Below are 25,979 nucleotides of genomic sequence, written 5' to 3' on the forward strand. Positions count from 1 at the left end.
AGTTCAGGAGACCATTCCCGAACACAATCCGCCCTTTTCCGGAGGCGATAAACGGCCTGTTTTCAGAAATTCGCAGTAACGGCGACGCGGAAAACCCTTCCCAGATAATTGTAGAGGGACTCATTGGTCTGGGCATAGGCAGGCACGTTGTTTCCGTCAGGCCCGCTCCCGATCAGAACCGGTTTCGAATTGAGCATGTTGTTCATGACGAACGTCGCTCTGACAGGGTGGTTATAGGCCGTGAAATCATAAGCGATGGACGTATCGAAATAGACGGCACCCTTGATGTGGTTGTTGTTGATCGTCCGATGCTGCGGCGTCGAAACCGGGCAGTTCGTGGTGCACTGGACATAGTCGTTGCCATACACACCCGAGCTGAAACCACGCGCCACGAGATTGAATGTATAGTTGTCCACCTTATAGAAAGAGCTGATCCGGTAATTCCATTTCGGCGCGCTGTAATCGCCCGACAGACTACCGCCATTCACCCCGGCATAGTTGATCGGATAGACGTTGTTATCAACCGTATTGGAGATGTAGTGCGTGATTTCGCCATGGACCGAGAATGTCCCCGGCAGCTTCTTCCAGATCTTCGCAAGGCGGAACCTGTAGCTCGCCTCGATATCCAGCCCCCGCTCCTTCTGGCTGGCAAAGTTGAACGGTTGCAACAGAATGCTCTGCAACACGCCATTCGAATAATGGATGTTGTTGCACCAGGCCGTTCCGCCGGAATAGCAGAAATCAACAGCGTTCTGCCCGGTGACGGTCCCGATCGCATTGCTGATATTGATGCTGTAATAATCAACCGACGCCATAAAACCGGGCAGGAAACGCGGACTGAGAACCGTTCCTACCGTCCAGGTGTTAGAGGTTTCCGGTGAAAGACTGGTGTTGCCAGTCCGGATCTGCGTGAACGGCTGTGAACCCGGATCGGGCGAATTCGCCGGCAGAACCACGGTATTGTTCAGCGATGTTCCCGCAGCATAAAGCTCGTTCAGATTGGGCGCGCGGATATCATGGCTGTACGTCCCACGGAACTTGATGTCCTGAATAGGCGCATAAGTCGCACCCGTCTTCCAGGTCTCGACGCTTCCGGATGTGGAATAATCCGTATAACGCCCGGCACCATTGATATCGACGCCCTTCAGAACCGGCAGATCAAGCTCAACATAGCCTTCCTTGACGTTATAGGAGCCTTTGTTGGCCAGGAAGTTCCCGTACTGCCAGCCTGACTGATAGGCGGAGTTCACATAGCCCGACACCGACTCACGCCGCCAGTCGCCCCCCATGGCAATGGCTGCATTTCCGCCCGGCAGATGGAACATGTCCCCCCCGATATCGAAGGAGGCGACATGCTGCTGAAGCACCTGCTCACGCGCTGGCTGTCCCGTCTGACCACCATAAATGTAATTCAGCGCGGCGGCAGACGGCCCGCTCGTGCCAAGACGGTCAATCGGCACACAACCATTGCCGGGATTGCTGATGGTCGAACGGCACATGATCTGGCCATTATGCAGCACGGCATCCTGAGCCAGAGCCATCCGCGACACATTCCAGGTATTCTTCAGCCGAATATCATCAAGAGTCCGACCGTACTGGTAATACCAGTCCCAGTGCCAGTTATTCCCCGCAAACTTGAACTTCCCGTTCATCCCGCCGACATAACGAAACACCTGACGGCTCACATCGCTTCCCGGCACCGGAAAGCCCGCATTGCTCGTTCCCATATTGAACGAATTCAGACCGGCCGCAGCCATCTGGCTGGCGACCTGTGAATAATCGCGATTCAGATAGGCATTGTCGCGGTTGATCGTAACCCCGGTACTGGGCGTCTGCTGGTAATAGCTGCTCCCGATATACTTGTTCCAGGAAAACTGGCCGAAGATCTCGGTATGCTCGCTGATGTCGTAGGACGTGCGGTTAAAGACGCTGATGCGCTCCTCGCTCGGGGTCAGCGAGTTGGTCCCCACATGCCCTTTCAGCGTCTCCTCCGTATCCCCACCAATCATGTAAGGGCTCGAAGCCGCACTTCTCACACCATATTTAAGCTGCCCGGTCTGCCCCGGTGCTCCGAAATACGTTCCCGCAAGCGGCCCCGAACTGATCAGACCACCCGACGTATAGGTCGAGGGACCAAATCCTGACCCCACAAGCCGCTGTGGCTGACCATTGGTTGCCGTATAGGCCGGGTTGTTGATCTGGAAATATCCGCTGTCGTTCCAGGACCGATCAATCGTATCCACGCCGAACTGCTGGTAATACTGCGCATCCAGCAGCACATGGAGCTTCCCGTTCAGGAAAGTCTTTCCCATTGTTGCGTTGATCGTGTAATTCGGATCATCCGCATAAGTCGTAAAACCGGTATTGGCCGAGAGCTTCACGCCCGAGAACTTCTTGTTCAGAACAAAATTGACGACACCGCCCACCGCATCGGAACCATACTGCGCGGAAGCGCCGCCCGTCACAACTTCCACACGCTCAACAAGGTTCTGCGGAATGGTGTTGACGTCCACCAACCCCGTAATGGACGACGGCACAGACCGCTGACCATCAATCAGGATCAGTGTACGGTTGGCCCCCAGACCGCGAAGATTGACGGAGTTGATCCCAGCCAGCCCCGAAGACAGAAAGCCCGAACTGGTCGCAGATGTGCTCCCCTGTGTCACCGCAGGAAGCTGGTTCACCAGATCGGAGATATTTGCCGGAACCTGAGCAGCGATATCTTCATGCCCCAGTACTGTCACCGGCGTTGGAGAACTGAAGCCGTTACGGACAATATGGCTCCCCGTAACCGTCACCTGTTCCGCCGCGCTACTTTTGACAGACGTGACTTTCTGCAATTCCTTCTTTTTTGCAGAAGCCTTTCCGCTGGTTCCAGAAGCCGATCTGTGTTCGTATCCGGAACGTTCTGAAGAATTTTTTTTGACTTCTGCTGAAGGCGTTGCAGCATCTTTCACATCAGCCGCACACACAGCCGTCATCGGGAAAACACACAGGATCGACGTTGACAGAAGAGAGCGGGAAAAGCGACCCAGCGGAAACTCTGTTTGTGCCATTCTAAGACATCCTGTGTGGTATTATGAAAAAAACTTTTACGAAAGTTGCCTGATTGAAACAAGAAATTTGTCAGATATTCGCGCTTTGTATTATTTAGAACAGTACCAGAACGTCTTTTCCCACAGACTGCAGGTTTCCCAGACATTCTGGCAGATGCCTAAAAAAGGGCCTTAAAGCTGGAGGAGCAACTCGGTCAGCAGGTTCCATCTCATAGGGATGCTGGAGATTTCTATATATTCCTGAAGGGTGTGTGCCCCGTCTCCCACGATGCCGAGCGCATCAAGGGTCGGAACTCCCATTGCGGCCGAAAAATTGCCGTCCGAGCCCCCACCCGTAGACAGGTCAAAGAGTATCTGACCGTCCGCAATGGAAATAGCTTGCGCTTTTTCAACCAGCGCTGCGATCCCAGCGCTTTTCACATATCCGGGGCGGTTGATCTCGCCTTCGACAACGAAACTAACATCCGGATCAACCGCTTTGAGGCCTAGAATACGCTCATTCATTTCTATGCCAGTCGCGGCATCCGGAACACGCAGATCAACGACCGCAGACGCATGTTCCGCCACAACATTGGCGCCTGTGCCTCCGGAAATGAGACCAACATTGACAGTGATGCCCCGGCTTTCATCCGTCATGGCTTCAAGAGCCAGAATCTGATGAGCCAGTTCACGGATTGCACTGCGGCCTTCAGCATGCGCCCGACCGGAATGAGCGGGGCGGCCATGACATGACAGGAAGTACCGCCCAACGCCTTTTCGACCGCTCACGATGCCATTTCCCGGACGTCCCGGTTCCGTTACGAGCACATATCTGGCTTTGGAGGCTTCCTCTTCGATCAACTGACGGGATGACGGGCTGCCAATTTCCTCATCCGACACAAGCAACATTCGTATGGGCAAAGGCGACTGCCGTGACAGTCTGGCCAGCGCCCGGAACGCCAGAAGAACGCCCGCTTTCATGTCAGCAATACCCGGCCCGTACAGCCTGTCCCCTTCCTGTTTCCAAGGCAGATTATGGGCAAGAGTACCGATGGGATGGACGGTATCGATATGACTGAGCAGCAGAATACCTTTTTCATTCGACATCCGTTCGGGATCGAAAAGAACGAAATGATCCCCTAGCGGAACACCACGGGTGTCCATATTGCCGCTGTGAATTTCAGCCGCCAACCCGACATCGCGGGCGCTGGACATGATCAGTCGCCCCAATTCGTTTACCTTGTCAGGATTAGTGGTCGGCGTCTCAATACTGACCCATTCTTTAAGTTCCGCAAGAAACGACGACAGGTCTTCAGATGACATCTTCATAAAGAAAACTTTCAGAGAACTGGAAAATCAGGGCGTATGAAGGCCGGCGGCCAAAGAGGCAGGTGTATCGCGCAGGCGCTTTCTCATCCACAGGAACGGAACCGTGGACAGCAAGGCCATGACCACCACATAGAAACACCATGAGACAGAACTACCTGTCCGGTTGATAATCACGGTGAAAATGGGCTGGGCCGATCCGCCAAACACAGTCACGGCCAGAGAATAGGCACAGCCCACACCCACGGTTCTGACAGGCATTGGAAACAGCCGCGTGAGAATACCGGTACCCGTTCCCGAGGCCGCGCCATGGAAAATGGCCAGAAATCCCAGAAGCGAAAAAACGACCGGAAACCCTGCGCCATGAGAAAACAGCATGAAAACCGGAACAATCGTACAGGCCAGAATGACGCGGCAGGTCACGACAATCGCGGTCTGGCCAAATGTTGACACCAGATACCCACTGGCAATTGCTCCGAATGCCGTACCGGCACCGATCGCAATATTCACTGATAGGGCCGGAAGCGCATGGAAATGCAGGTTTTTCCCAGCAAACAGCGCACAGTAGAGAAAGAAATACTGAAGCACGGTTCCGCCCGCCGTGATCAGCATGCCCGACAGAACCTCCACAGGCATTCCGGTGAAAACGGACAGAATATGAGGCGGCTTCTGCTGCCCTGGTTCGGGAACAAGAGTTTCCTCCAGCGCACCCCGCAACCAGAGTCCGATCGGCCCAATCATGGCCCCGATCGCGAACGGAATGCGCCACCCCCAACGGGCAAGTTCATGATGGGTCAGCACAAGGCTCAGCAAGGCTCCCAGAAGTCCGGAAGCGATGGTCGCAAAGGACTGGCTCGCAAGCTGCCAGGACGCCGCCCGCCTGGAGGTTTTCGTATCGGGTGCGGACTCCACCAGAAACGCCGTGGCAGGCCCCATCTCCCCTCCAACCGAAAACCCCTGAAGCAGTCGCGCCACAAGAAGCAGAGCCGGCGCGGCAATCCCGATCGCTTTGTAGCCCGGCAGAATGGCAATCAGCAGAGACCCGACGCACATCGAAAGCAGCGTCAGGGTCATGGCGGCTTTCCGCCCGCGCGTATCGGCATAATAACCGATCAGCAGAGCCCCCAGAGGCCGCGCGACGAAACCAAGACCGAACACGGAAACCGCCTGCAAAACGCGGACGTAATCATCCGTACTGCCGAAGAAATAATCCCCGATATAGGCCGCATAAGCCGTAAAGACCGTAAAGTCGAAGAACTCCAGCGCATTGCCGACAGTCGCGGCAGCGATCGTCCGGGCGGTTTTTCTGCCTGTCATACATGCTGTCCCTTCTGGCCTGTAACGACGTTTGGCATCATCAGAAATTGTAATTCAAACGACCACCGATAAACCGGGGCGGCCCTGAAATCGCTGTCTGCACATTCGTGGCCTGAGAGCGCGTTAGATCATATTTCCGGTCGGCCAGATTGGTCGCATAAACTGTGGCGGACCATTTTCTCGAATTGGGCTCAAACGTCAGGAACGAGTTCAGAAGGAAATAGGCCGGAACAGTTCGGTAAGGAGGGTTGCCGGGAATCAGACCTTCTGCACCGCGATAGGAATAATCAACATCGAAGAGAACATGATAATGCGGAAGGACATGAATGGTATAAACAGCAGATCCGTTCATTGAAATCTTGGGAATGCCGCTGTCAACACCATGATAGTTGCTGTAAAATGCCTGCCAGATACCGGTCTTGGCGTAATAAGCGTTCACCTGTGCCGCATTGATCGAATGAAACTGGTCATAAACGCCCCGCTGATATCCCACAACCTGCGTGAGGGTCAGATCCCGCGTGGGGTGCGCCTCCATGGAGCCTTCAACGCCCCAGATGGTCGAGCGCGGCACGCTGACATAAGACCCCACAGACCCATAACTGGGAACAACAATGTTCCCGAGTACCTGCTGATCACGATAATCATAATAAAAGGCCGCGGCATTCAACCGTAGACGGTGGGCGAAGAAATCGTTCTTCGTCCCGATCTCATAGGCCAGAATTGTTTCCGGCTTGATAGGCTGTGCCTGCTGCGCCACGACCGTATTATTGGCCGTAAACCCTCCGGGCTTCATGCCTTTGCGAATATCCGCGTAAAACAGACTGGTCGGCGTCGCCTGATATTCAATCCCGACCTTCCCGGTAAACTGGTTTGCGAGCGCACCATGCGTTCCGAAATTAAGGTCGTTATGCCCAAAGTGAATTGTCGTGAGATCGACAAGCTGCCGGGAGTCCGATTCATGTGAGATACTGCCAACAAAACGCAGGTTTTTCAGAACCTTGTACCCCAGCGTGACATACTGGTTGAACGTCTCTTGCGGCGAACTGAACCTCGTTTCAGACATGTACCCACGCAGGGCGTAATCCGAGAAATCATAATAGTTGTTCTGCTTCTGCATGATCCGGTTGTAATAAAGACCGGCATCCCAGCTGAATCGGCTCGTACTGTCTTTCAGGTTGTGAAAATTGACTTCCTGCGTGAAGGAATTCGCAACCTGAGTGCGATAATCATCTGCCGTGGCATACGGCATACCGTCCTGATCCTGATATTCATGAAGCTGAACGGCATCGTAGGCGCTTGAAATGTCGAGTTGCCCGAACCGGAACCGATGCGCCATGGCCAAATGAAAGCCCCAGTTGAGATCATTGAACTGAGGTTTGGTGTCATGATAGCCGATCAGCTTCGCAAACGCCGGCTTGATGTCCCAGCCCGTCTGGTAATAGCCAAGATCGCGCCCATACTGTCCCGCAAAAGCCGAGAGGTTGTTATTGATCCTGAAACCCGGAGCTTCCGAGCGGTTCAGAGACCAGTATCCGGTTAGATTGACGTCCGTCTGTTCATCCGGCTGCCAGGCCAGCTTGCCGCGGATCGCCCCGGTATGCTGGTCTCCGAGAGACTGCCCTGTGTCACGATTGGTATAGTAACCGCCGCCTTCAAGAAGTTCGGTAGCCAGACGATACTGGAGGTTATGCGTGATGGAACCAGTGACAAACGCATCGGTTTTGCTTCTGTTATAAGACGCGAAGTCTTCAGCAATCCCGGCATGGAACTGTTTTTCCGGCGCCTTGGTCGTAATACGGACTTCGCCTCCCGTCGTGGTTTGACCATGCGTAAAGCCGGATGGTCCGGGATCGACCCCAATACTTTCGATATCGAACAGAGGCCCTGATGTCATGGACGAAATTGGATACGCCACGCCATCAATATAGGGCATGACCGAAGGCGTATTGTTCATGGTCAGATCGTTGAAACCGACACCACGAAGATGGAAATTCAGCGCACTCGAACCGTACTGAGTTTCAATCTGCAGGTTTGGCGCCAGTTTCTGAATATCCGTCGTGGTGATGACCGCACGTTGCTGAAGCGTTTCCGCGCTGATCATTGTCGTCGAGGAACCCACATGCTGTTCTGTATTGAAGCGCGTCGGGAGCTTACGTGTCGTCACTTTGATGGTTTCGGCATCCGTAGCCGTTCGGAATGTTGCATGGCCTGCATTTCTGTGACGTACCGGAGCGCTCCCCAAAGGTGCCGCATGTTTGACGGAATGCACTGGGTGCGTTGGCGCAGCTTCGGCGGCATAAAGAGTTGCGCCAACCGTACCGAATGCCAGCGCTGTTGTGAGTTTACAGCTCCGGGAAAGAACGCGCAGCACCATGAAAAGCTTCCTTATAGAGGCCTGTCTATACGCAAGGGCAGATTGCAGGACACCCCGGACGACAGCCGGAAAGCCCTACTCGTTTCTTAAATGAAATATTAAAAAAACAATTGAATCCATGCCGTAACATCGACAAGAATGTTGCATCCAATGCAACGGAGTAACGAAATGTTTGGAGGGCATGAATTAAGCGAACGAACCCTGCAATACCTGGACGCAGTCGCGCGTTTTGGCAGCATCCGCTCCGCAGCCACGGCCATCGGTGTCAATGCGTCCACAATCAGCCGTCAGATTGCGGCCCTCGAAGACCAACTGGCCCTCAGCCTTCTGATGAAGCGTGGGCGCATTACGGCCCTGACGGAAATGGGGGAAGTCGTCTGTAATTATGGGCGCGAGCGCGCACGTCTGACGCGGCGCTTCCAGAACAGCCTTCAGGAATACCGCACACTGGAACGTGGGCATGTCACGATCGGAAGCGGCGAAGGCATTGTCAGCGTTCTGATCAAGGCCGTTCTGCACAGATTCGTCGCCAGTCATCCCGGCATCACCATTGAAATCCGCACCGCTCCCCTGCCCCAGCTTGTTCAGATGGTGCGTGATGATGAAGTCGATGTCTGTATTTACGCTGGCACAGCGCGCGACCCCATCCTGAACGCCCGCCCGTTCCAGACCGAACCGTTATGCGCGATCCTGCCAGCCGCACACCCGCTGGCTACAAGAGACACCGTGACCATGGAAGATATCGTGGATAATCCGCTGATCTTCTTTCAGTCCCACTTTGCCGCACAAACCTATGTCGATGCCATTCTGGAAGACCGGCAGCTTAACTGTTTCCCGGCTTACCGGTGCGATCTGTTCGGAACAGCTTTGTCCCTTGTCGCGCATAATCTGGGTATTGCCTTCATGACAAAAGGTGCCGCGCAGGATTATATTGATCTCAATCGCGTCTGCGCCGTTCCTTTGGACCATCCTATTGCGAAATCCTTTGAACGTTATGCCGCCGTGCGCGCCGGCCGACGTCTGATGCCAGCGGCATTCGACCTGTGGCGGGATATTCTGACTGCCAATTCAGGAGTGTTCCAGACTCCTGCCTGACTCGTAATCGTTGCCTCTTAAAAACATTTGGCATCACCATTTTGTCAGAGCGAACAAGAAATAGTCATTTCCATTATTGGCGAAAACTCAGGAAGAAAGCGCATCACACATCACGCTATTCCTTGAGGAGAGCGCCATTGGACACATTCTCTGATCCCAATCCGGTTTCGGCCACGCTCTCTCGCAGGCGGCTTCTGGCCCTTTCCGGTGCCTGTCTGACGGCAGTTGCCATAGGCTCGGCAAAAAAAAGTTCTGCTCAAGAAATAGTGTCCTCAAATCGTGATGGCATTTCCGACTTCATGCAGCTTTCCACCTTTGCAACCGGCCATAAAAACCTGGATCTCGGTGTTGGATCGGCACTTTTCCTGGCTTTTGAGGCTCAGAAACCGAATTTTCCCACGCAGGTCGCAGCCCTTCGTGAGCGTATTGCGAAAAACGGATATCCGGATGTCGAAGCGCTGGAGGCGGCCCTCACCGGTGATCCTCTGCACACCACGCTCCTCCAGATTATTCGCGGCTGGTACTCGGGCGTCATTGAAAGCGGAACGAATGCCAAGGTTTACGCCTTCGAAAAAGCGCTGATGTATCAGACATCCCGCGATGTCGTCGTCATCCCGACCTATGCTCATAACGGGCCGAATTACTGGGTTGCAGAGCCCGCTTCCGTTGCTGTCATGCCGGAATTCTAAGGGAATTATCTCAGTGATCATGCGATATTTTCGTCCCCTGTCCGGCACGGCCCTGACGACTGTCCTGCTCCTCGCCGGAACGTCCGCTCTGGCGCAACCGACGGAGCCGACACCCGCCTCAGCCCATCGTCCCTCCATCAGTCGCGGTCACTATCTCGCGATCGCAGCGGACTGCGCGGCCTGTCATACCAACGGACGCGATGGCCAGTTTCTGGCTGGCGGATATGCCATTTCCTCTCCGATGGGGAATATTTATTCCACAAACATTACGCCATCGAAAAAATATGGCATCGGAAATTACACGCTCGAGCAGTTCTCGCAGGCGTTGCGGCACGGTATTCGCGCCGATGGAGCACAGCTTTATCCGGCCATGCCGTATGACGCCTATAACCGCCTGACGGATGAAGACGTCAAATCGCTCTACGCCTACATCATGAATGAGGTGAAGCCTGTAGACGCCCCCTCACCCAAGACGCAGCTTCCCTTCCCGTTTTCCATCCGCGCCTCTCTGGGCATCTGGAAAATTGCTGCACGGATCGAAGGCAAGCCTTATGTTTTCGACCATACCCATAACGACGACTGGAACCGTGGCCGTTATCTGGTCGATGAACTGGCCCATTGTGGCGAATGCCACACACCTCGTAATTTTCTCCTCGCTCCGGACCAGTCCGCCTATCTCGCCGGTGCAGACATAGGCTCCTGGCGCGCACCCAATATCACCAATGATCCCCAAAGCGGCATTGGCGGCTGGTCGGATCAGGATCTCTCTCAGTATCTGAAAACCGGCCAGACAGCGCATGCCCGTGCGGCTGGTCCAATGGCTGAGGCGGTCGAGCACAGCCTTCAATATCTGCCGGATTCGGACATTTCGGCAATCGTGACCTATCTCCGTTCCGTTCCGCCCAAGACCGAAGCCGGAGAGACCGTCGCCAATTTCGCCCATTCCGGCCGTCCATCCAGCTACAGCGTGGCAGACGCCAATGCGCGCCGAAACAACAGCACTCTGGCCCAGACCACAGACGGCGCAGCATTGTATGAAGCCGTTTGCGCGAGTTGCCATCAATCCAACGGCAAAGGATCGCCTGACGGATATTATCCCTCCCTCGTGGGAAACACGACGACGGGTCAGCGCAATCCGAACGACCTGATTGCCAGCATTTTGTATGGCGTGGATCGTACGACGGAAAATCACGAAATCCTGATGCCCGCTTTCGGCCCAGGCTCTCTGGTTCAGCCGCTGACGGATGAGCAGATCGCGACAATCGCAGATTACGTTCTGAGCCACTTTGGCAACGCACAGGCCACGGTTTCCGCAGAAGCTGTCAAACAGGTCCGCATGGGCGGCAAGCAGGTTCCGCTCGCCCAACTCGCAAATCCGGGCGTGATGCTCCTGCTCGGGGCCGGTGGTGTCCTTGGGGTCATCATCGTGGTGGGTGGCATCTGGTGGCTGGTCAGCCGTCGCAAACAGCGTGTCGCTCAATAGAATTCAAGGATCATATCATGTCTGGTGAAACGCTTTCGGCTGATGTCGTCATCATTGGAGCAGGAATCTGCGGCTCCCTGCTTGCCCATAAACTCGTCCGTAACGGGCTTTCCGTTTTGCTGCTAGATGCCGGTCCGCGCCGCGACCGCTCGCAGATCGTAGAGAACTGGCGGAACATGCCGCCCGACAACAAATCCCAGTACGACTACGCAACGCCTTATCCCAGCGTTCCGTGGGCGCCTCATACCAACTATTTTCCGGACAACAATTACCTGATCGTCAAAGGCCCGGACCAGACGGCCTATAAGCAGGGCATCATCAAAGGCGTTGGCGGCACGACATGGCACTGGGCCGCGTCGAGCTGGCGCTACCTGCCCAATGATTTCAAACTGCATTCCACCTATGGCGTCGGACGCGACTACGCCATGAGCTATGACGAACTCGAACCCTATTACTATGAAGCCGAGTGCGAAATGGGCGTCATGGGGCCGAATGATGAAGAAATTATACCCTCAGCACCCCGCAAAAACCCCTGGCCCATGACCTCCATGCCTTATGGCTATGGAGACCGCACCTTTACCGAGGTGGTCAGCAAGCTCGGTTTTTCAAATACTCCCGTTCCACAGGCCCGTAACAGCCGCCCCTATGACGGCCGCCCCCAGTGCTGCGGCAACAACAACTGCATGCCAATCTGCCCGATTGGCGCAATGTATAATGGCGTCTATGCCGCATTAAAGGCCGAAAAGCTCGGCGCGAAGATCATTCCGAACGCCGTCGTCTATGCGATGGAAACGGACGCGAAAAACAAGATTACTGCCATCCGCTTCTACGACCCCGAAAAACAGTCCCATCGTGTCGTTGCCAAAACATTCGTCGTGGCGGCCAACGGAATCGAAACCCCGAAGCTGCTGCTTCTTGCCGCCAACGACCGCAATCCCAACGGCATTGCCAACTCGTCCGATCTCGTCGGGCGGAACATGATGGACCATCCGGGCATCGGCATGAGCTTCCAGTCCGCAGAGCCCATCTGGGCGGGTGGCGGATCGGTCCAGATGAGTTCCATCACCAACTTCCGGGACGGCGACTTCCGTTCGGAGTATGCCGCAACACAGATTGGTTACAACAATACGGCCCAGAACTCGCGCGCGGGCATGAAAGCCCTCTCCATGGGGCTGGTCGGCAAGAAGCTGGATGAGGAAATCCGCCGTCGTACGGCGCATGGCGTGGACATCTATGCCAACCATGAAGTCCTGCCCGACCCGAACAACCGTCTCGTTCTTTCGAAGGACCATAAGGACGCTCTGGGCATTCCACACCCCGAAGTGACTTATGATGTGGGCGAATATGTGCGTAAATCGGCTGTTATTTCCCGGCAGCGTCTCATGGACATTGCCAAGGCCCTTGGCGGAACGGAAATTGAGATGAGCCCGTATTTCACGCCTAACAACCACATTACCGGTGGCACCATCATGGGCCACGACCCGCGCGATTCCGTCGTAGACAAGTGGCTCAGAACCCACGATCACGCCAATCTGTTTCTTGCAACAGGTGCCACGATGGCGGCCTCGGGAACGGTGAATTCGACTTTGACAATGGCTGCGCTCTCGCTGCGCGCCGCAGACGCCATTCTCAATGATCTGAAACAGGGATAGGTCTTTTGAAAACAATGTTCCAACGCAGGACCACGGGCGTCGTCCTCAGTCTTCTCATCGCAATAACAGGCTTTGCATCAGCGAAGGATCTGACAGTGAATCTGACAACTTCCAATACTCTGATCGAGCAGGCCAAGAAGCTGGCAACGGCCAGTCATAACCGCGTGGCCATAGCGATTGTCGATGCAGGCGGAAATCTGGTGGCCTTCCAGAAAATGGACGGCACACAGCTCGGCAGCATCGAACTGGCTATCCGTAAAGCCAAGACAGCCCTGTCTTTCGCCCGCCCCACCGCCGACATGGAACATGCCCTCAACAGCGGCAACTACATGATCAGCACGCTGCCCAACGCGCTTCCCGCAGGTGGCGGTTATCCGATCGTGGTGAACAACGAACTCGTAGGCGCCCTTGGTCTGAGCGGTGGCGAGGGCGAAACCGACGCCCATCTCGCCCAGTCCACAGTCACCACGTTCCTGCAGGCTTCAAAGGCAAAGAGCACTGAATGAAAACCCGACGTCTCCTGCACAGGAAAAAACTCGCCGGGTTTTTCCTGTGCGCGGTTCTGGGGATCATTGGCCCCGGCCGTCAGGCACTCGCACAGAGCGAGACCTCCCAGAACCTTGCGACACCTGACTCTTACAAATCCCGCGCTTTTGCCATGGAAGGCGTGGGCACATTCACGGTTGGCCCACTCGTGCCATCGCTGTACGGCAACCCTCATCTATTCGGAGACTGGGGTGGAGCCCAGACATGGCTGACAAAGCACGGCATGTATCTCAATGTCGCGCTCAATGAGGAATACATGGGCAATGTTACCGGCGGCCGGACGCGAGATAACGTGCTGGCCGGTCAGGTAGCGGCCGAACTGGATGTGGACTGGCAACAGCTTGCAGGCGTTAAAGGGCTCTGGACGCATCTTCTCGTGATTAACGGGCATGGACGCAGCTTCAGCCACACTCTGGGCGATTCGGTTACCAATCCAGAACAGATTTATGGCGCACGCGGTAACGTCATCGCGCATCTTGTCTCCATGTATGCGGATAAATCCTTCCTGAACGACCGCATCATCCTGTCTCTTGGCGACATTCCGACGGGAAGTTTCTTCGCTTTTGATTACGTCGCCTGTTCCTTCATGAACGTTTCGGTGTGCAGTAACTTTGCTCCCGGTAAATATGTTCCCGGCGGACGTGACTGGCCGTCAGGGAATCTGGGTGGCGTGTTGCGCCTACGACCGACAGAGCAGACCTATATCATGGCAGGCGTTTTCGCGGTGTCTCCACACAGCTATAACGGCGGCATTTCGGGCTGGGCCCTGGCCCAGAGCGGCCTGGGGAAAGTTTCGTCACAGATCGAAATCGGCTGGATGCCCTCTTTTGGCAAAGACAAATTGCGGGGCAATTACAAGCTGGGAGCCTGGTACGACAACTCGCGCTATCCGAACCTCTACGAAGACATCCACGGCAACTCCTTTCAGGCCACGGGTCTGGAACGCCGCTATGAAGCCGGGATGACATCAGCCTGGTTCATGTTCGACCAGATGCTGGTCCGCAACGGACCAGGCGTGACAGACGGACTGATCGTGATTGGGGGCGTCGGATATGCGCAGGGCAATCTTGTTGCCATGCGCGACCACGAATGGATTGGTTTCGTCGAGAGCGGAACTCCATGGCATCGAAGCGGCGATCAGGCCGGCATCATGTTCCAGCACATGGACATGAGCCATACCGTGACCCTTCAGCAGGAATCGTCACTGGCGCTCGGACTGCCGTATCTGGCCAATCAGTGGGGCCCTGTTTACGGGGTGCAGCACTGGGAAAATGTCTATGAGGCCTTTTACAGCACCCACATCATGCGGGGCACAACCCTGCAGGCTGATTTTCAGTACCTTCAGCGCCCGGGAGCCACGACGACGTTCAAGGACGCCGCCGTCATCGGCGGGCAGTTAACGTCGAATTTCTGAGATCCTCCTGCAAAAGAGGATCTACAGAGTTCCCTCAGCGGTCCGTCAGAGTTTTGAGAAACGCAATAATGGCCTCGCGATCATGCGGGGTCATGGCAGGCTGCTCGCCGGGTTTGCGATCGAATGGAGCGTCAGTCTTGTCCAGATTGGCACGATACTGGGCCGGGAGATCGTTGTACGCCTCGACATGCCCGGTCTTTGAAACCGGATAGAAGCGTTTGGGTTCAAGGTCGCGCAGGGCGTAGAAATCAAGTACGTCCTCCAGCGAACGAAAAACCCCGTTATGAAAAAAGACCTTGCGGGTAGCCACGTTGCGCAGCGTCGGCGTGGTGAACATCCCGCAGTAAAGACTCAGAGCCGTTCGTCCGTCAGGCTGACGATCACAGACCCCGAGATCATAGGAAGACGGGTTGTGATTGGCCTTGAGCGCCATGTTGCGCGGCCCTCCCAGAGCTTCGTACTGGTGATCCGTGAACAGTGGCGGCAGGCGCGTGCTGGCAACCGTATCGACATGACATGCCGCACAATTGCCTTTTGCGGGGTCGTTGAACGCCAGATATCCCTCCCGTTCCAGAGGGGAAAATTTTTCGTGTCCTTCGAGCCATCCATCGAATTTACTGTTGTAGCGATGAAAGGCCGGGTCTTCGATCTGATACCGGGCCATGGCAAAAATCGCCTCGGCCAGCAGGAGCGAAGAGGAGGCGTTGGCGCCAGCACCCGCAAGCTGTTTCAGTGTGTCCGAATAAGGCGCATGGATGACGCGCTCCGTCACCTTTTCAGGCGTCGATGCCATTTCGGCGGGATCGTAGAGCGGGCCAAGGGCCTGTTCCTGCAAGGTGTCGGCACGACCATCCCAGAACAGGCCACCCTGCGGTACCATGTTCGCTGATGCAGCGCCCGGATTGGCCGCATTTTTTCCGCCACGCTGCGTAGCCGCCGCATTGGCCACGATGGCGGGCGCGGCTTCGCTGGTCGGATTATCAGGGCCGATGCTGAAATTGGGGTTCCGCTCGGCATAGGTCAGGGTCGGAATGGAGCGCCGCCCCTGAAGATCCAGATGCGCACCACCCAGAAACACAGGTGTTGCAGCCGAGGATGCGTAATGATTTCCGGGTTCATGACACGACGCGCAGGACAGTCGGCCAGACCCGGAAATCAGAGGATCGTGAAAGATCTGTTTCCCGATTTCCGCCATCTGCGAGAGCGGATGAACATCCGGTCTCCGCAACGACACAGGACAGGGATTGCTGCCATCCTCTGCGGGAAGGCAGGAGCCAGTCTGCTGCGCCAGAGCACTTCCCGTCCAGAGAAGTGCGAGAAGAGCGATGCGACCCAGAACGGGCCGCATCCGATGGTGAAAATCAGGCATAAAGATCAGAGATAGCGTGAGAACATGGAGAAGATCGAGGACAGCAGGGAGGAGAAATAACCCTGCGCGTTATCGTTGGAAGCCGTGTCACCCGAGTGATGGCCGAACGGTGAGTCATCATGCCCGAAAGAATGATGGCCACCGCCATGATGGGGGTGACGGGTGGCAACGATATCGCCCGTGTTATCGTCGAGTTCAAGCGTTTCCGTGTTGGGGTCGTGACGGAAGTCGAACAGATCGTCGATCTTGCCAGCCGTGGCGTCAAAGGAGCCCTGCCCCAGACGCTTGCCGCCGAGCCAGTTGTCTTCAATGAAGCGCGCGATGGAGGCCTGGGTCGTCAGAGTATGGCTGACGAAGTTCTGCTTGGCCCAGGGCGAAATCACGATCAGCGGGATACGCGTGCCGGGTCCGCAACGACCATTGACCGGCTTTCCGCCAACACCTGTCGGAGCCGTACCGGTACCGCAGATCCCCGCGCCACCCAGCTGGTCCGCAGCGGCATCGAAAGAGCCATGTGTCGGCGCGACATAGGCATGGTCATACCAGCCGTCGGAGTCATCATAAGCGATCAGGATCGCCGTATCCTGCCATTCCGGCAGCTTCTGAACGGCATTGACCACATCAACCACACCAACCTGCTCGTCCAGCGGGTCGGAATAGCCGGCATGACCGTCCTGATAGGCGGGGAGCTTCACGAAAGACACCGCAGGCAGGTTGCCGGCTTTCACAGCGGCGTAGAAATCCTTCAGATCATATTCATGATTTGCCGGTTCCTTTTTCGCCGTCCCCGGAACGTAGCTGTATCCGATGGAGCTGACCGAGGCCGGGCGGGCATGGGTCGGGTTGGACGTGCTGAGGTAATACTGGAACCAGTTGTGATGCGGGATATAGTCCGCAACATTTTCGGACACGATGCTGGAATATGTCGTGCGCGAGCAACCCGTTGACCCGTCCGTATTGGAGGCGGTGAGGTCAAAGCCCCCCATGAAGCCGCCCCAGGTAATGCCACGCTCGTTCAGCAGATCGCCGATATTACGACCCGTCATCATGCCCTGATTGGTCGTGGAGGAGCAGGCGTCGTAGCCGGGGTCGATGTCGTTGACCATCGTCCAGCCACCCTGTCCGTCAGCCACATACGCGGACGACTTGGCAACGGTGGACGGCTTCTGCGTGGTCGCCAACAGCTTCAGACCATTCGTCTGGCCGGAAACGACTTCAAGCGCACCCGGCGTCGAAGGACCATAGGTGTCGGTGTAGGAATTGTCGCTCATGGCAAAGCGCTGTGCATAGCGCCAGTACGCCGTGACCGTGTTGCCATCGTAATAGCCGAGAACCTGCCCCTTGGTGCCGAAAGCACCAACGCCGCCGGATGTGCCCTTACCCGTGTAGAGCGGGAACAGGTCCGCCTTGCCGTTGTCATAGGCCATCTGTTCGGCCGTATAGGCGTGATTCTGGTCAGCCGTGCTGGCCTGCGTACGATCCAGACGGAACGGAAGCGCTGCGTCAGATCCGTTGGCCGTATTGGTGTTGGGGTTCTGCTCCAGCAGTCCCTGCGAAAGCAGGTTGTTGACTGTCGGCGTACCCGGACGCGCCCTAAAGCCTGGCTCTCCCGTGGGGTTCGCAGCCTTCGGATAGGTGGCGAAGTAATGATCGAAGGAGACGTTCTCCTGATAGATCACCACGAGATGACGAATGGGCGTCCGCGTCTCGGACCCATGCTGGAATGAACCCTGATTCTGGTTCTGTCCCTGATCGTTCCAGGGATTCCAGCCACGGGCCTGACTGAGGGCAGGAGCGGCAACGGACAGGGAGAGAAGAACGGACAGTGCAATTTTGGTGCGCTTCGCAGACACGTCGCGGAATCTTTCATGATGCACGGCATGACCGGAACAAGGTGCCAGAGGTTCGGGCGAACACCATCTTTACCGGCCCACGCCAACACAGTGGATGAGACAGTGCGTTAACTAAATGAAAGCCTTTGAAAGAAGTGTTATGGTTTCGTGAAAAGCGATATCGTTTGACACATCACTGTCACGGAGCCTCTCCTGACGCCGGATCGAAATGAAACGTCGGCTTTGACTGCCCCGAAATGGGGGCCGTGGACGGGACAACCGGTGGCGTCACCGGCGTCGTTGTCCCCTGCGGCTGGGATGCAGTCTGAACAGGATGTTTCACGAAAACCGGGGCAAGACGCCGCACACTTTGCCCGCGCCTGAGAATCACCCCGGTCGCGCTGATCTCCGCAATGCTCCAGTCGCCCACTTTGTCCCCGACAGCCACGACCCTGCCGCGACTGCCAGAAGCGCCGGTCCGGACGATCGCCCGCCATCCTCCCGGATGGCCGGAAATCCCCACAACCTGCGGCTCACCCGCCTGCACAGCGCCCCTGCCCTTTGGCTGGCGGTCAGGCTCGAACAGGGGGCGGGCCAGAATGGAATCGACATCAACCTTCTGCGATTCCTTTGACGGTTGGGCAGAAGCCTGCCCCATCAGAAGGAGGCTCCCGAACAGACCGACCTGAAACCGTCGTGCCAACATCATCATGGAACGCCTCTCCCTAAACGGACCGCATTTTCCGCCCTCATCTCCTCACTCTCCCGCCGGAGCGGCGAGCAGCGGGCGCACCAGAATGGCGGGCCAGAGTTCCCTTCCGTCGATGCGCTCCATCCGGATGCGGACCAGCAGGGGTAGCACCCGACTTTCCCATGTTTTCTGCCAGACATAGTGCCCCTCAACGACGCCGTAATAGGAAAATTCAACGCGCCCCACGTCGCGGGCCAGCGTTTCTTCGTGCGGAACTTCAGGTTGCAGGGCGCAGTCCGCCCGGCGGAAGCGCCGCCAGCGCAGAACCAGCCGTTTGCCCGCATCCACGCCAAACGCCACCTGAATCTGCCTGCCGTAACCGCCCTGCTCCGGAAGCCACGACACGAAACCGAGCCGCTCCGCATCACCGGAAAAAACGGAGCCTCCCCGGACATCGGGAGTCTCCGCGCGCTCGATCAGACGGCGCAGAGAATCCTCCGCCCCCTGAAACGTCGCTTCGTCTCCATAACGTCGTTCCGCCTGCGACCAGCCCCGCGTTCCTACACCCACACCCTGCCAGAGGGCGACGGACAGCAGCCCGAACACGACCGTCACGACCAGAATTTCCAACAGCGTGAAACCGTCTTCTCCCGAATTTGGCTTCATTCCTGCAGCGCAGCCCCGACTGCCCTCCCCGACAGGGATACAGACCGCGCCGCGCCGTCTTCCCACACCCGCACCTCGACCGAAAACAGCCCCAGTGGCGCCCTATCCCCCTGTGCCGGAGACGCCGCAATCTGTCGGATGTCCACGCTGGAATGATAATGCGGCGGGACGTCATAGGTCTGCGACCCCGGCCGGAAAGACGGCATGGCCAATGCACCATCCAACTGCGACCGGGCCACAGAAAGCAGGCGCAGACCATGATCGGCCCGTCCTCCACCCGCCAGTCCCGCTTCGATCGAACCCAGCATGGCCGCCAGAGCAAAACCCGCGATCATCAGGGCCACGATGACTTCCAGCAGCGTGAAGCCCTGATCCTGGCGCAAAGTGCGGACCGGCCGTTCAGCGCTCATCGATCTGAATCCGTCCCGTCACGTCACTGAAGCTGACAAGGGCAGCATGATGGCCCAAAACAACCATCAGCGGCGCCCCCGTCACGCGCCCATCCGCCATGAACCGGTAAGACGCCCGCGCCATCATCCCGCCAGAGAGCGTCGGAACAAACACCCGCGCAGGCTTGTGAATGCGCGTCGTCCGGAGCGTGTGCCCCTCAACCGTCAGGAACGTCCCCTCCGCGCTGTCCAGCAGAACCGTCACGGTTTCACCGCGGGTTTCAGACAGATCCTGAGCCTGATGCAGAAGATCCACAACCTGTCGCCGCGCCACGGAAAAGGACAGGGCCTCACTCCGCAGCGGTCCCCGCTCCAGCGCAACACCCAGCAGGATTCCGGCGATGGCCAACACCACCATGATTTCCAGAAGGGTAAAACCGGCATCCCCCCGGCCCTGCGCGTCAATGGGCAAGATCATTGAGGCTCAGCATCGCCAGAAGCAGCGCGGAAACAATTCCGGCCACCAGAACGCCCATGATGATGGTAATGGCCGGGACGAGAATGGCCAGAAGACGCTGGATGATGACGCGGCTTGCATCCTCGTGAATATCCGCAGACCGCAGGGCAATGGCCGAAAGCTGTGCCGTTTCTTCACCCACGCGCAGAAAATGGATCATGGCTTCGGGAAAAACCTTCGTCCGCTCCAGAGAATAGGCCAGCCCCCGCCCCTCGCGCATGTCCCGCGTGGCCTCGCTCACACACGCCGCGCCCGCCGTATTGCCAATCACCCCTTCCGTGATTCTCAGAGCCCCCACAATGGGGACACCGTTCTGCATCAGCGTACCGAGCGTGCGGGTAAACTGGGCGGCCATGATTTCCAGCAGCAGCGATCCGAGGATCGGAACCCGCAGCAGAAAACGGTCAAAGACAAGCCGCCGCTCAGGCTTCCGAAGTATTGCGTGAATACTGACGCCAGCGATTCCGAAAGCGGCCAGCAGCACCAGCCCCCAATGCGTCAGGAAACTGCCCGTCGCAATCACGATCCGCGTTGCCAGCGGCAGGGTGGCGCCATTTTCCTCAAACAGAGGCACGAACTGCGGCAACACCTGCGTCAGCAGAAGCACGATCGAGAACACGGACGCCACGACAAGAACCGCCGGATAGATCATCGCGGACTGAATGGTCGCCCGCAGCTTTCTCTCCCGTTCGAGCAGCTCCGAAAGATGCAGCAGAGCCTCTCCCAGCGCGCCTCCCGCTTCCCCGGCCCGGACCATGCCCACATAGAGTTTTGGAAAGACGGAGGGCATGGTCTCAAGGGCCTCGGCAAAGGCCTCACCATCCCTGACCCGGTCCCGCAACGCCCCGATGACCCGACCATTGCGCGGCCCCACGGCCGTTTCCCCCAGAAACCTGAGAGCACGGTCCAGATCGAGCCCGGCGGTCAGCATGGTTGCCAGTTTGCGGGTAAAATCCGCAACCTCCGCAGGCCGCAGCCGAAGCGTATGGCGTCGCCCCAGCAGCATCCGCACGCCGCCCTGCACTGCGCCCCGCCGCGTTGCGGGCGCAACCTGCACGACCATCAGTTTCTGCCGTTGCAGGCGCTGCATCACCTGCTGTTCCGTGCTGGCAAGCATGTCGCCATGCACCAGCCGCCCGTCCGGACCAACCGCGCTGTAGTGCCACGTCTCGGAAGGACCCGACGCCGCACTCATCCGTCATGCCCGATGATGCGAGAAACCTCTTCAAGGGACGTCTCTCCCTGAAGTGCCAGTCTCAGACCCGCCTGAAACAGCGTTTCCATTCCTGCCGCAACGGCTGCCTGTTCGATCTCGGAATGGTCTGCCCCTGCCATGATGAGGCGGGAGATCTCCCGCGATGCCGGAAGGAATTCCGCCACGGCACTGCGGCCGCTATAGCCGGTCTGACGACACTCCGCACAGCCCACCGGATGCCACAGCGTGTGCGACGCCCCCGGATCGAGACCCAGTCGATGCGCCAGCGCCGGATCGACAGCTTCGGGACGGCGACAGTGTCCACACAGCCGCCGCACAAGCCTCTGCGCCAGAATACCGCGCAGAACGGCCGTCATGAGATAGTCTTCCAGCCCCATGTCCCGCAGTCGCGTCACCGCCGCAGCCGCCGAATTCGTATGCAGCGTGGACAGCACGAGATGCCCGGTCAAAGCCGCCTGAACGGCGATCTGGACGGTCTCGATATCCCGGATCTCACCGACCATGATGACATCCGGATCCTGACGTAGAATGGCCCGGAGCAGACTGGCGAATGTCAGCCCGATGGCCGGCCTGATCTGAAGCTGGTTGATCCCCGAGAGCTGGTACTCCACCGGGTCCTCAACCGTCATGACATTGCGCTCGGTCGCATTGAGCCCGGCCAGCCCCGTATAAAGGGTCGTGGTCTTGCCCGAACCCGTCGGCCCCGTCACCAGAACAATCCCGTTGGGCATCTCCAGCGCATTGCGGAACGCCGCGATGACGGAGGGCGCAAGGCCCAGCCGGCTGTAGTCGAAACTGACGGTCGTGCGGTCCAGAACACGCAGGACAACCGTCTCCCCATGCAGCGACGGAACGGTCGAGACCCGGAAATCCACCTCATGTCCGCGCACGGCCAGCTTGATGCGTCCGTCCTGCGGCAACCGGCGCTCTGCAATGTCCAGCTTGGCCATGATCTTGATACGCGACACGATCGCAGCCGCCAGACGCGGGCTCTGGCTGTCCACCTCATGCAGAACGCCGTCATAACGATACCGGACCACAAGCCGGTCCTCGAAGGGTTCGATATGAATATCCGACGCCCGCGTTTCCACCGCCTGGAAAATCAGCTGGTTCACCAGCCGGATAATCGGCGCCTCGCTGGCGAGGTCCTTCAGTCGGTCCGTATCGTCTTCCGCGGCAGACCCTTCCGCATCAAAAGCACCCTGCCCTTCGGAGCCGTCCGCGCCGTCCTCAGGATAAAGCCGGTTCAAAATCGCTGAAATATCCGACGGCCGCCCCACCTCACGCCGGACCTCACAGCCCGTAGCAAGCTGAACAGCGGCCGAAGTATAATCATCCAGCGGATCCGCCATGGCCAGACGCAGCGTACCCTGCGCATGGTCCAGCGGAACGGCCCGTGCCTGATGTAGGAACCGTGACCCCAGATCGTCAGGCAGGACCGGTTCCTGAACGGCAGCCAGATCCTCCGGCGTCAGAACCGTTACGTCCAGCATGGCCGCATAGGTTGCGGCCAGATCGCCCTCGCTGACCAGACCGAGCTGGAGCAGAACAAGCGCCAGAGACTGTCCTGTCTCGGTCGCGACGTTCCGGGCCCGCTCCAGCGCGCGACCTTCGCAGACACCGCGCTCGCTCAGAGCAGCCTCAAGGCGCGCATCAGCCGAAACCATGCAAAACTCCCGCGGTCTTGCGAGACAGACGGACGCTTCTCATGAGCTTGTCGTGCGATTGCAAATCCGCCAGTGTCCCACCGCCATGACCGTTTCCCTGCTTGTTACCATCTTCCTTCTGGCCCCGGTTGCGGGGAGTTTTCTGGGCGTGCTCATACGCCGGATTCCGAGGGGGGAAACCGTGGTCTCCGGCCGCTCGCATTGTGAAAGCTGCCGTGTTCCGCTGTCTGCCCGCGACCTGATCCCGATCCTGTCCTATGTGGCGCAGAAGGGGCGATGCCGTCACTGCAAGAGCCGGATTGCCCCAGAGCATCTCTGGATCGAACTTGCAGCGCTCACCGTGCCCGCCATGGCCCTTCTGGCCCGCGTGATCGCCGGTCATTTTCAGGATCTTCCCTTCCAACTGGCCGACTGGGACGCGCTGCCCTTTGTAGGAGACTGCATCCTTGGCTGGGGGTTGCTGGCCCTGTCCGTGATTGACCTGACCTGCCTGCGGCTTCCCGACATGCTGACGCTGCCGCTGCTTCTGATGGGGCTTGTGGAAGGATATGCCACAGCCGGAACGGACGGCGCACTGGACCGTGCGCTCGGCAGTGCGGCTGGGTGGCTGATCTTCGCGCTCATTGCCGCCGGATACCGGATGATCCGTCACAGACAGGGTCTCGGGGGTGGGGACGTCAAACTGCTGGCCATGGGCGGAGCCTGGGTCGGGCTGGGCGCGCTGCCTGTCGTCATCGGTGCGGGTTCGGCCTTGGGTATCGTGCTGGCTCTGGCAACGGCCATGCGCTCGGGGCGCTTCAACATGACGATCCTTGTTCCCTTTGGCCCGTGCCTTGCCGCGGCGATCTGGCTGGCGCGTCTCATGCTGTGTCGTTCGTGATCCTGCGATGACTTACCCGATGCGCTTGTGCACGGGCCAGAGAGGTTTTCGAACTGTCATGAATTTATAATATTCCAGCCCTGTCATCGTGCAGGGGTGGAATGATATTGCCTCGCGAAGCTTTTCATTGCCTTTCATGTGGACCGTTTCATCAGGTGGCCCCTCCCCGCTTTTCCCATGTTCTGTCTTAACGCATGATCCTGTCGATACCGGGGCCTGAGGCTGTTTTCCGCTGGTGGCTGAGCCGTATGGCAGAAATCCTGCCTGCCGCCCTGAGGCGGAACCAGAAGCAGGATGTGCGCCTCCCGGTCCGGCGGGACGGAACCCTCGAGCCCGGCAGCCTGTCCCGCCTTCCGCGCCCGGCCTCCCGCAAGAAGAGCCTTCTTTCAGTCCGTACCGCGCCGGTCTGCCTTGTCTTGCCTGCCGGTGCCATCCTGTCGCGTAAACTCACTTTGCCCCGCGCAGCCGCCCCCCATGCGGTGCAGACCATCGGCTACGATCTGGACAGACTGACGCCGTTCCGCCCCGAAGACGTCGTCTGGACTGTCACGCCAACGGGGAAAGCCTTTCCCCTGCGCAACGGTCATGTAAGCTTCCGCCTTCTCGTGGCACCCCGTCGTGCCTTTGAAGCGGCGATGCAGGAACTGGCAGAGCATGCCGTCATCCCGACGCATCTGCGGTGCGAAGGTCTGGAGGGCGCCCTGCCACTCGGCACGCCCTCAAAGACCACAAAGATCCGGTCGTCCCTGCTCGTCCTGCTGGGTCTTGCCCTGATCGCAGCCCCCTTCATTCGTCAGGAAATCTCGCGTCTGCGGCTCGATCACGCCCTCTCCGCGCTGTCCGCAGAAAAACAGCAGGCCGAAGCATTGCGACGCGACATCGCCGGTTTCACACAGGGACCAGCCGCCATCCGCCGGGAAGAACACCGGCTCGGATCGTCCCTCCTCGTATTGCAGACGCTCACGCAGGCCCTGCCGGAAGAGACGTTCCTGACGGAACTGCATCTCCATGAGCGCCATGTTTCGCTGGAAGGACAGTCCGCACAGGCCACGCAACTGATCGGCATTCTGGAGCATCGCGCCGCTTTTTCGAACGCAGCTTTCTCGGGGCCGATCACACGCTCCGAAGACCGTCGGCAGGATCTCTTCACCCTTCATGCTGACGCTCCGGGTTGATCCTGATGTCCGCTTCCGCCTCACCCCCCATGTCCGGTCTGCCCGACGGACGAAAAGGACGTCTCCTCGCCCTCGGCATGACGGTCGTCCTACTTGTACTGGTCGCCTCTGCCGCCTCCCTTCTGCTGAACAAGTATGCCGAGGGACAGGCCGATCTGGCCGAGCAGCAGGACATCCTCGCCCATACGCAGATCCTCGTGGACAGTCTGCCCGATCTTGAAAAACGGGCTCGGACGGCATCGCTTCAGGCCCGTGGCAGCACGCTCCTGATCAGTGAAACCTCACAGGAAACAGCCCTTGCCCGCCTCCAGCAGATCGTGCACGACACCGCCCTGGAGGGGAAGGCCCTGCCGACGAGCATGGAACCACTCCCCGTTTCCCGGGCTGGAGCGTTCGAGCGGCTCGGCGTGAGGGTTTCCCTCACCACATCCTATGCCGTGCTAGTCCGTCTTCTGGATGCCCTGGACCACAGTACTGCTCCGCGCTTGCTGGTCGATGATCTCCGGATCGACGTGTCCGGCAACCCGCAGGCGATTGACGAAATGGCTGAAGGGCGCGCCCTGGATGCGTCCTTCACCATCCTCGCATTGCGCGACCCCCGTTCCATCGCGGCGTCCACCGCTCCCCGGCCATGATTCCTTTCCGC

General features: G+C 58.1%; 22 protein-coding genes. 10 read left to right on the plus strand and 12 right to left on the minus strand.

Going from position 1 to position 25,979, the window contains the following annotated elements:
* Positions 1-62 precede the first annotated feature (62 nt).
* Positions 63-2,798 (minus strand): TonB-dependent receptor domain-containing protein, encoded by a 2,736-nt coding sequence (locus JK176_RS07095; protein WP_211587223.1) that lies wholly within the window; start codon positions 2,796-2,798, stop codon positions 63-65.
* A 28-nt stretch (positions 2,799-2,826) separates the two neighbouring features.
* On the opposite strand from JK176_RS07095, the gene JK176_RS15165 reads away from it, so the two are divergent.
* Positions 2,827-3,231 carry a hypothetical protein gene (locus JK176_RS15165; protein WP_211587224.1) on the plus strand — a complete coding sequence of 135 codons (405 nt, stop codon included), beginning with the start codon at positions 2,827-2,829 and terminating at the stop codon, positions 3,229-3,231.
* Here the strand turns inward: JK176_RS15165 and JK176_RS07105 are convergent.
* Genes JK176_RS07105 through JK176_RS07115 form a run of 3 tightly spaced genes read right to left on the minus strand, consistent with a single transcriptional unit; the run spans position 3,228 to position 8,052 of the window.
* A complete protein-coding gene (locus tag JK176_RS07105) occupies positions 3,228-4,364 on the minus strand; it encodes a M20 family metallopeptidase (RefSeq protein ID WP_211587225.1) in 1,137 nt (378 codons plus the stop codon). The two genes, JK176_RS15165 and JK176_RS07105, sit on opposite strands and share 4 nt — an antisense overlap.
* A gap of 27 nt (positions 4,365-4,391) precedes the next feature.
* The gene (locus JK176_RS07110; RefSeq protein WP_211587226.1) at positions 4,392-5,678 is read right to left on the minus strand and encodes an MFS transporter; all 1,287 of its coding nucleotides are present in this window, start codon (positions 5,676-5,678) and stop codon (positions 4,392-4,394) included.
* A gap of 40 nt (positions 5,679-5,718) precedes the next feature.
* A complete protein-coding gene (locus JK176_RS07115) occupies positions 5,719-8,052 on the minus strand; it encodes a TonB-dependent receptor (protein ID WP_211587227.1) in 2,334 nt (777 codons plus the stop codon).
* 168 nt (positions 8,053-8,220) lie between these two features.
* Here JK176_RS07115 and JK176_RS07120 point away from each other — a divergent pair, with 168 nt between their 5' ends.
* From JK176_RS07120 to JK176_RS07145, 6 genes are all read left to right on the plus strand, one after another.
* Positions 8,221-9,147 carry a LysR family transcriptional regulator gene (locus JK176_RS07120; RefSeq protein WP_211587228.1) on the plus strand — a complete coding sequence of 309 codons (927 nt, stop codon included), beginning with the start codon at positions 8,221-8,223 and terminating at the stop codon, positions 9,145-9,147.
* A 137-nt stretch (positions 9,148-9,284) separates the two neighbouring features.
* On the plus strand, positions 9,285-9,836 hold the full coding sequence (locus tag JK176_RS07125; RefSeq protein WP_211587229.1) for a sorbitol dehydrogenase family protein: 552 nt from the start codon (positions 9,285-9,287) through the stop codon (positions 9,834-9,836).
* A 19-nt stretch (positions 9,837-9,855) separates the two neighbouring features.
* Entirely contained in the window at positions 9,856-11,319 is a 1,464-nt protein-coding gene (locus JK176_RS07130; protein ID WP_211587230.1) for a cytochrome c, read from the plus strand.
* Positions 11,320-11,336: 17 nt separating this feature from the next.
* Complete coding sequence (locus tag JK176_RS07135; RefSeq protein WP_249194310.1) at positions 11,337-12,971, plus strand: GMC family oxidoreductase; 1,635 nt, start codon at positions 11,337-11,339, stop codon at positions 12,969-12,971.
* A 95-nt stretch (positions 12,972-13,066) separates the two neighbouring features.
* On the plus strand, positions 13,067-13,477 hold the full coding sequence (locus JK176_RS07140) for a heme-binding protein (RefSeq protein ID WP_211587231.1): 411 nt from the start codon (positions 13,067-13,069) through the stop codon (positions 13,475-13,477).
* Positions 13,474-14,931: a carbohydrate porin gene (locus JK176_RS07145; protein ID WP_194262458.1), complete on the plus strand. Its 1,458-nt coding sequence runs from the start codon at positions 13,474-13,476 to the stop codon at positions 14,929-14,931. Before JK176_RS07140 ends, JK176_RS07145 begins: the two co-directional genes overlap by 4 nt.
* A gap of 34 nt (positions 14,932-14,965) precedes the next feature.
* On the opposite strand, the gene JK176_RS07150 is transcribed toward JK176_RS07145, so the two are convergent.
* From JK176_RS07150 to JK176_RS07185, 8 genes are all read right to left on the minus strand, one after another.
* On the minus strand, positions 14,966-16,300 hold the full coding sequence (locus tag JK176_RS07150) for a cytochrome-c peroxidase (RefSeq protein WP_249194312.1): 1,335 nt from the start codon (positions 16,298-16,300) through the stop codon (positions 14,966-14,968).
* A gap of 5 nt (positions 16,301-16,305) precedes the next feature.
* A complete protein-coding gene (locus JK176_RS07155) occupies positions 16,306-17,982 on the minus strand; it encodes a phospholipase C (RefSeq protein WP_408870686.1) in 1,677 nt (558 codons plus the stop codon).
* A gap of 349 nt (positions 17,983-18,331) precedes the next feature.
* Positions 18,332-18,844: a hypothetical protein gene (locus tag JK176_RS07160; RefSeq protein ID WP_211587232.1), complete on the minus strand. Its 513-nt coding sequence runs from the start codon at positions 18,842-18,844 to the stop codon at positions 18,332-18,334.
* Between the two features lie 45 nt (positions 18,845-18,889).
* On the minus strand, positions 18,890-19,489 hold the full coding sequence (locus JK176_RS07165; RefSeq protein WP_211587233.1) for a prepilin-type N-terminal cleavage/methylation domain-containing protein: 600 nt from the start codon (positions 19,487-19,489) through the stop codon (positions 18,890-18,892).
* Positions 19,486-19,899 carry a prepilin-type N-terminal cleavage/methylation domain-containing protein gene (locus JK176_RS07170; RefSeq protein ID WP_211587234.1) on the minus strand — a complete coding sequence of 138 codons (414 nt, stop codon included), beginning with the start codon at positions 19,897-19,899 and terminating at the stop codon, positions 19,486-19,488. Before JK176_RS07170 ends, JK176_RS07165 begins: the two co-directional genes overlap by 4 nt.
* Positions 19,889-20,356 carry a Tfp pilus assembly protein FimT/FimU gene (locus JK176_RS07175; protein WP_211587235.1) on the minus strand — a complete coding sequence of 156 codons (468 nt, stop codon included), beginning with the start codon at positions 20,354-20,356 and terminating at the stop codon, positions 19,889-19,891. The genes JK176_RS07170 and JK176_RS07175 overlap by 11 nt, the downstream gene beginning before the upstream one ends.
* On the minus strand, positions 20,340-21,590 hold the full coding sequence (locus tag JK176_RS07180; protein WP_211587236.1) for a type II secretion system F family protein: 1,251 nt from the start codon (positions 21,588-21,590) through the stop codon (positions 20,340-20,342). The genes JK176_RS07175 and JK176_RS07180 overlap by 17 nt, the downstream gene beginning before the upstream one ends.
* Entirely contained in the window at positions 21,587-23,278 is a 1,692-nt protein-coding gene (locus JK176_RS07185; protein WP_211587237.1) for a GspE/PulE family protein, read from the minus strand. Before JK176_RS07185 ends, JK176_RS07180 begins: the two co-directional genes overlap by 4 nt.
* Before the next feature lie 85 nt (positions 23,279-23,363).
* Between JK176_RS07185 and JK176_RS07190 the strand changes: the two genes are divergently transcribed.
* The 3 genes from JK176_RS07190 to gspM all read left to right on the plus strand — a co-directional run bounded on the left by JK176_RS07190 (position 23,364) and on the right by gspM (position 25,968).
* Complete coding sequence (locus tag JK176_RS07190; protein WP_211587238.1) at positions 23,364-24,158, plus strand: A24 family peptidase; 795 nt, start codon at positions 23,364-23,366, stop codon at positions 24,156-24,158.
* Positions 24,159-24,352: 194 nt separating this feature from the next.
* Positions 24,353-25,333 carry a PilN domain-containing protein gene (locus JK176_RS07195; RefSeq protein WP_211587239.1) on the plus strand — a complete coding sequence of 327 codons (981 nt, stop codon included), beginning with the start codon at positions 24,353-24,355 and terminating at the stop codon, positions 25,331-25,333.
* A 5-nt stretch (positions 25,334-25,338) separates the two neighbouring features.
* A complete protein-coding gene (gene gspM / locus JK176_RS07200) occupies positions 25,339-25,968 on the plus strand; it encodes a type II secretion system protein GspM (protein ID WP_211587240.1) in 630 nt (209 codons plus the stop codon).
* The last annotated feature ends 11 nt before the right edge of the window (positions 25,969-25,979 follow it).

Source organism: Gluconobacter sp. Dm-73, from assembly GCF_018256215.1.
Classification (GTDB): domain Bacteria; phylum Pseudomonadota; class Alphaproteobacteria; order Acetobacterales; family Acetobacteraceae; genus Gluconobacter; species Gluconobacter cadivus.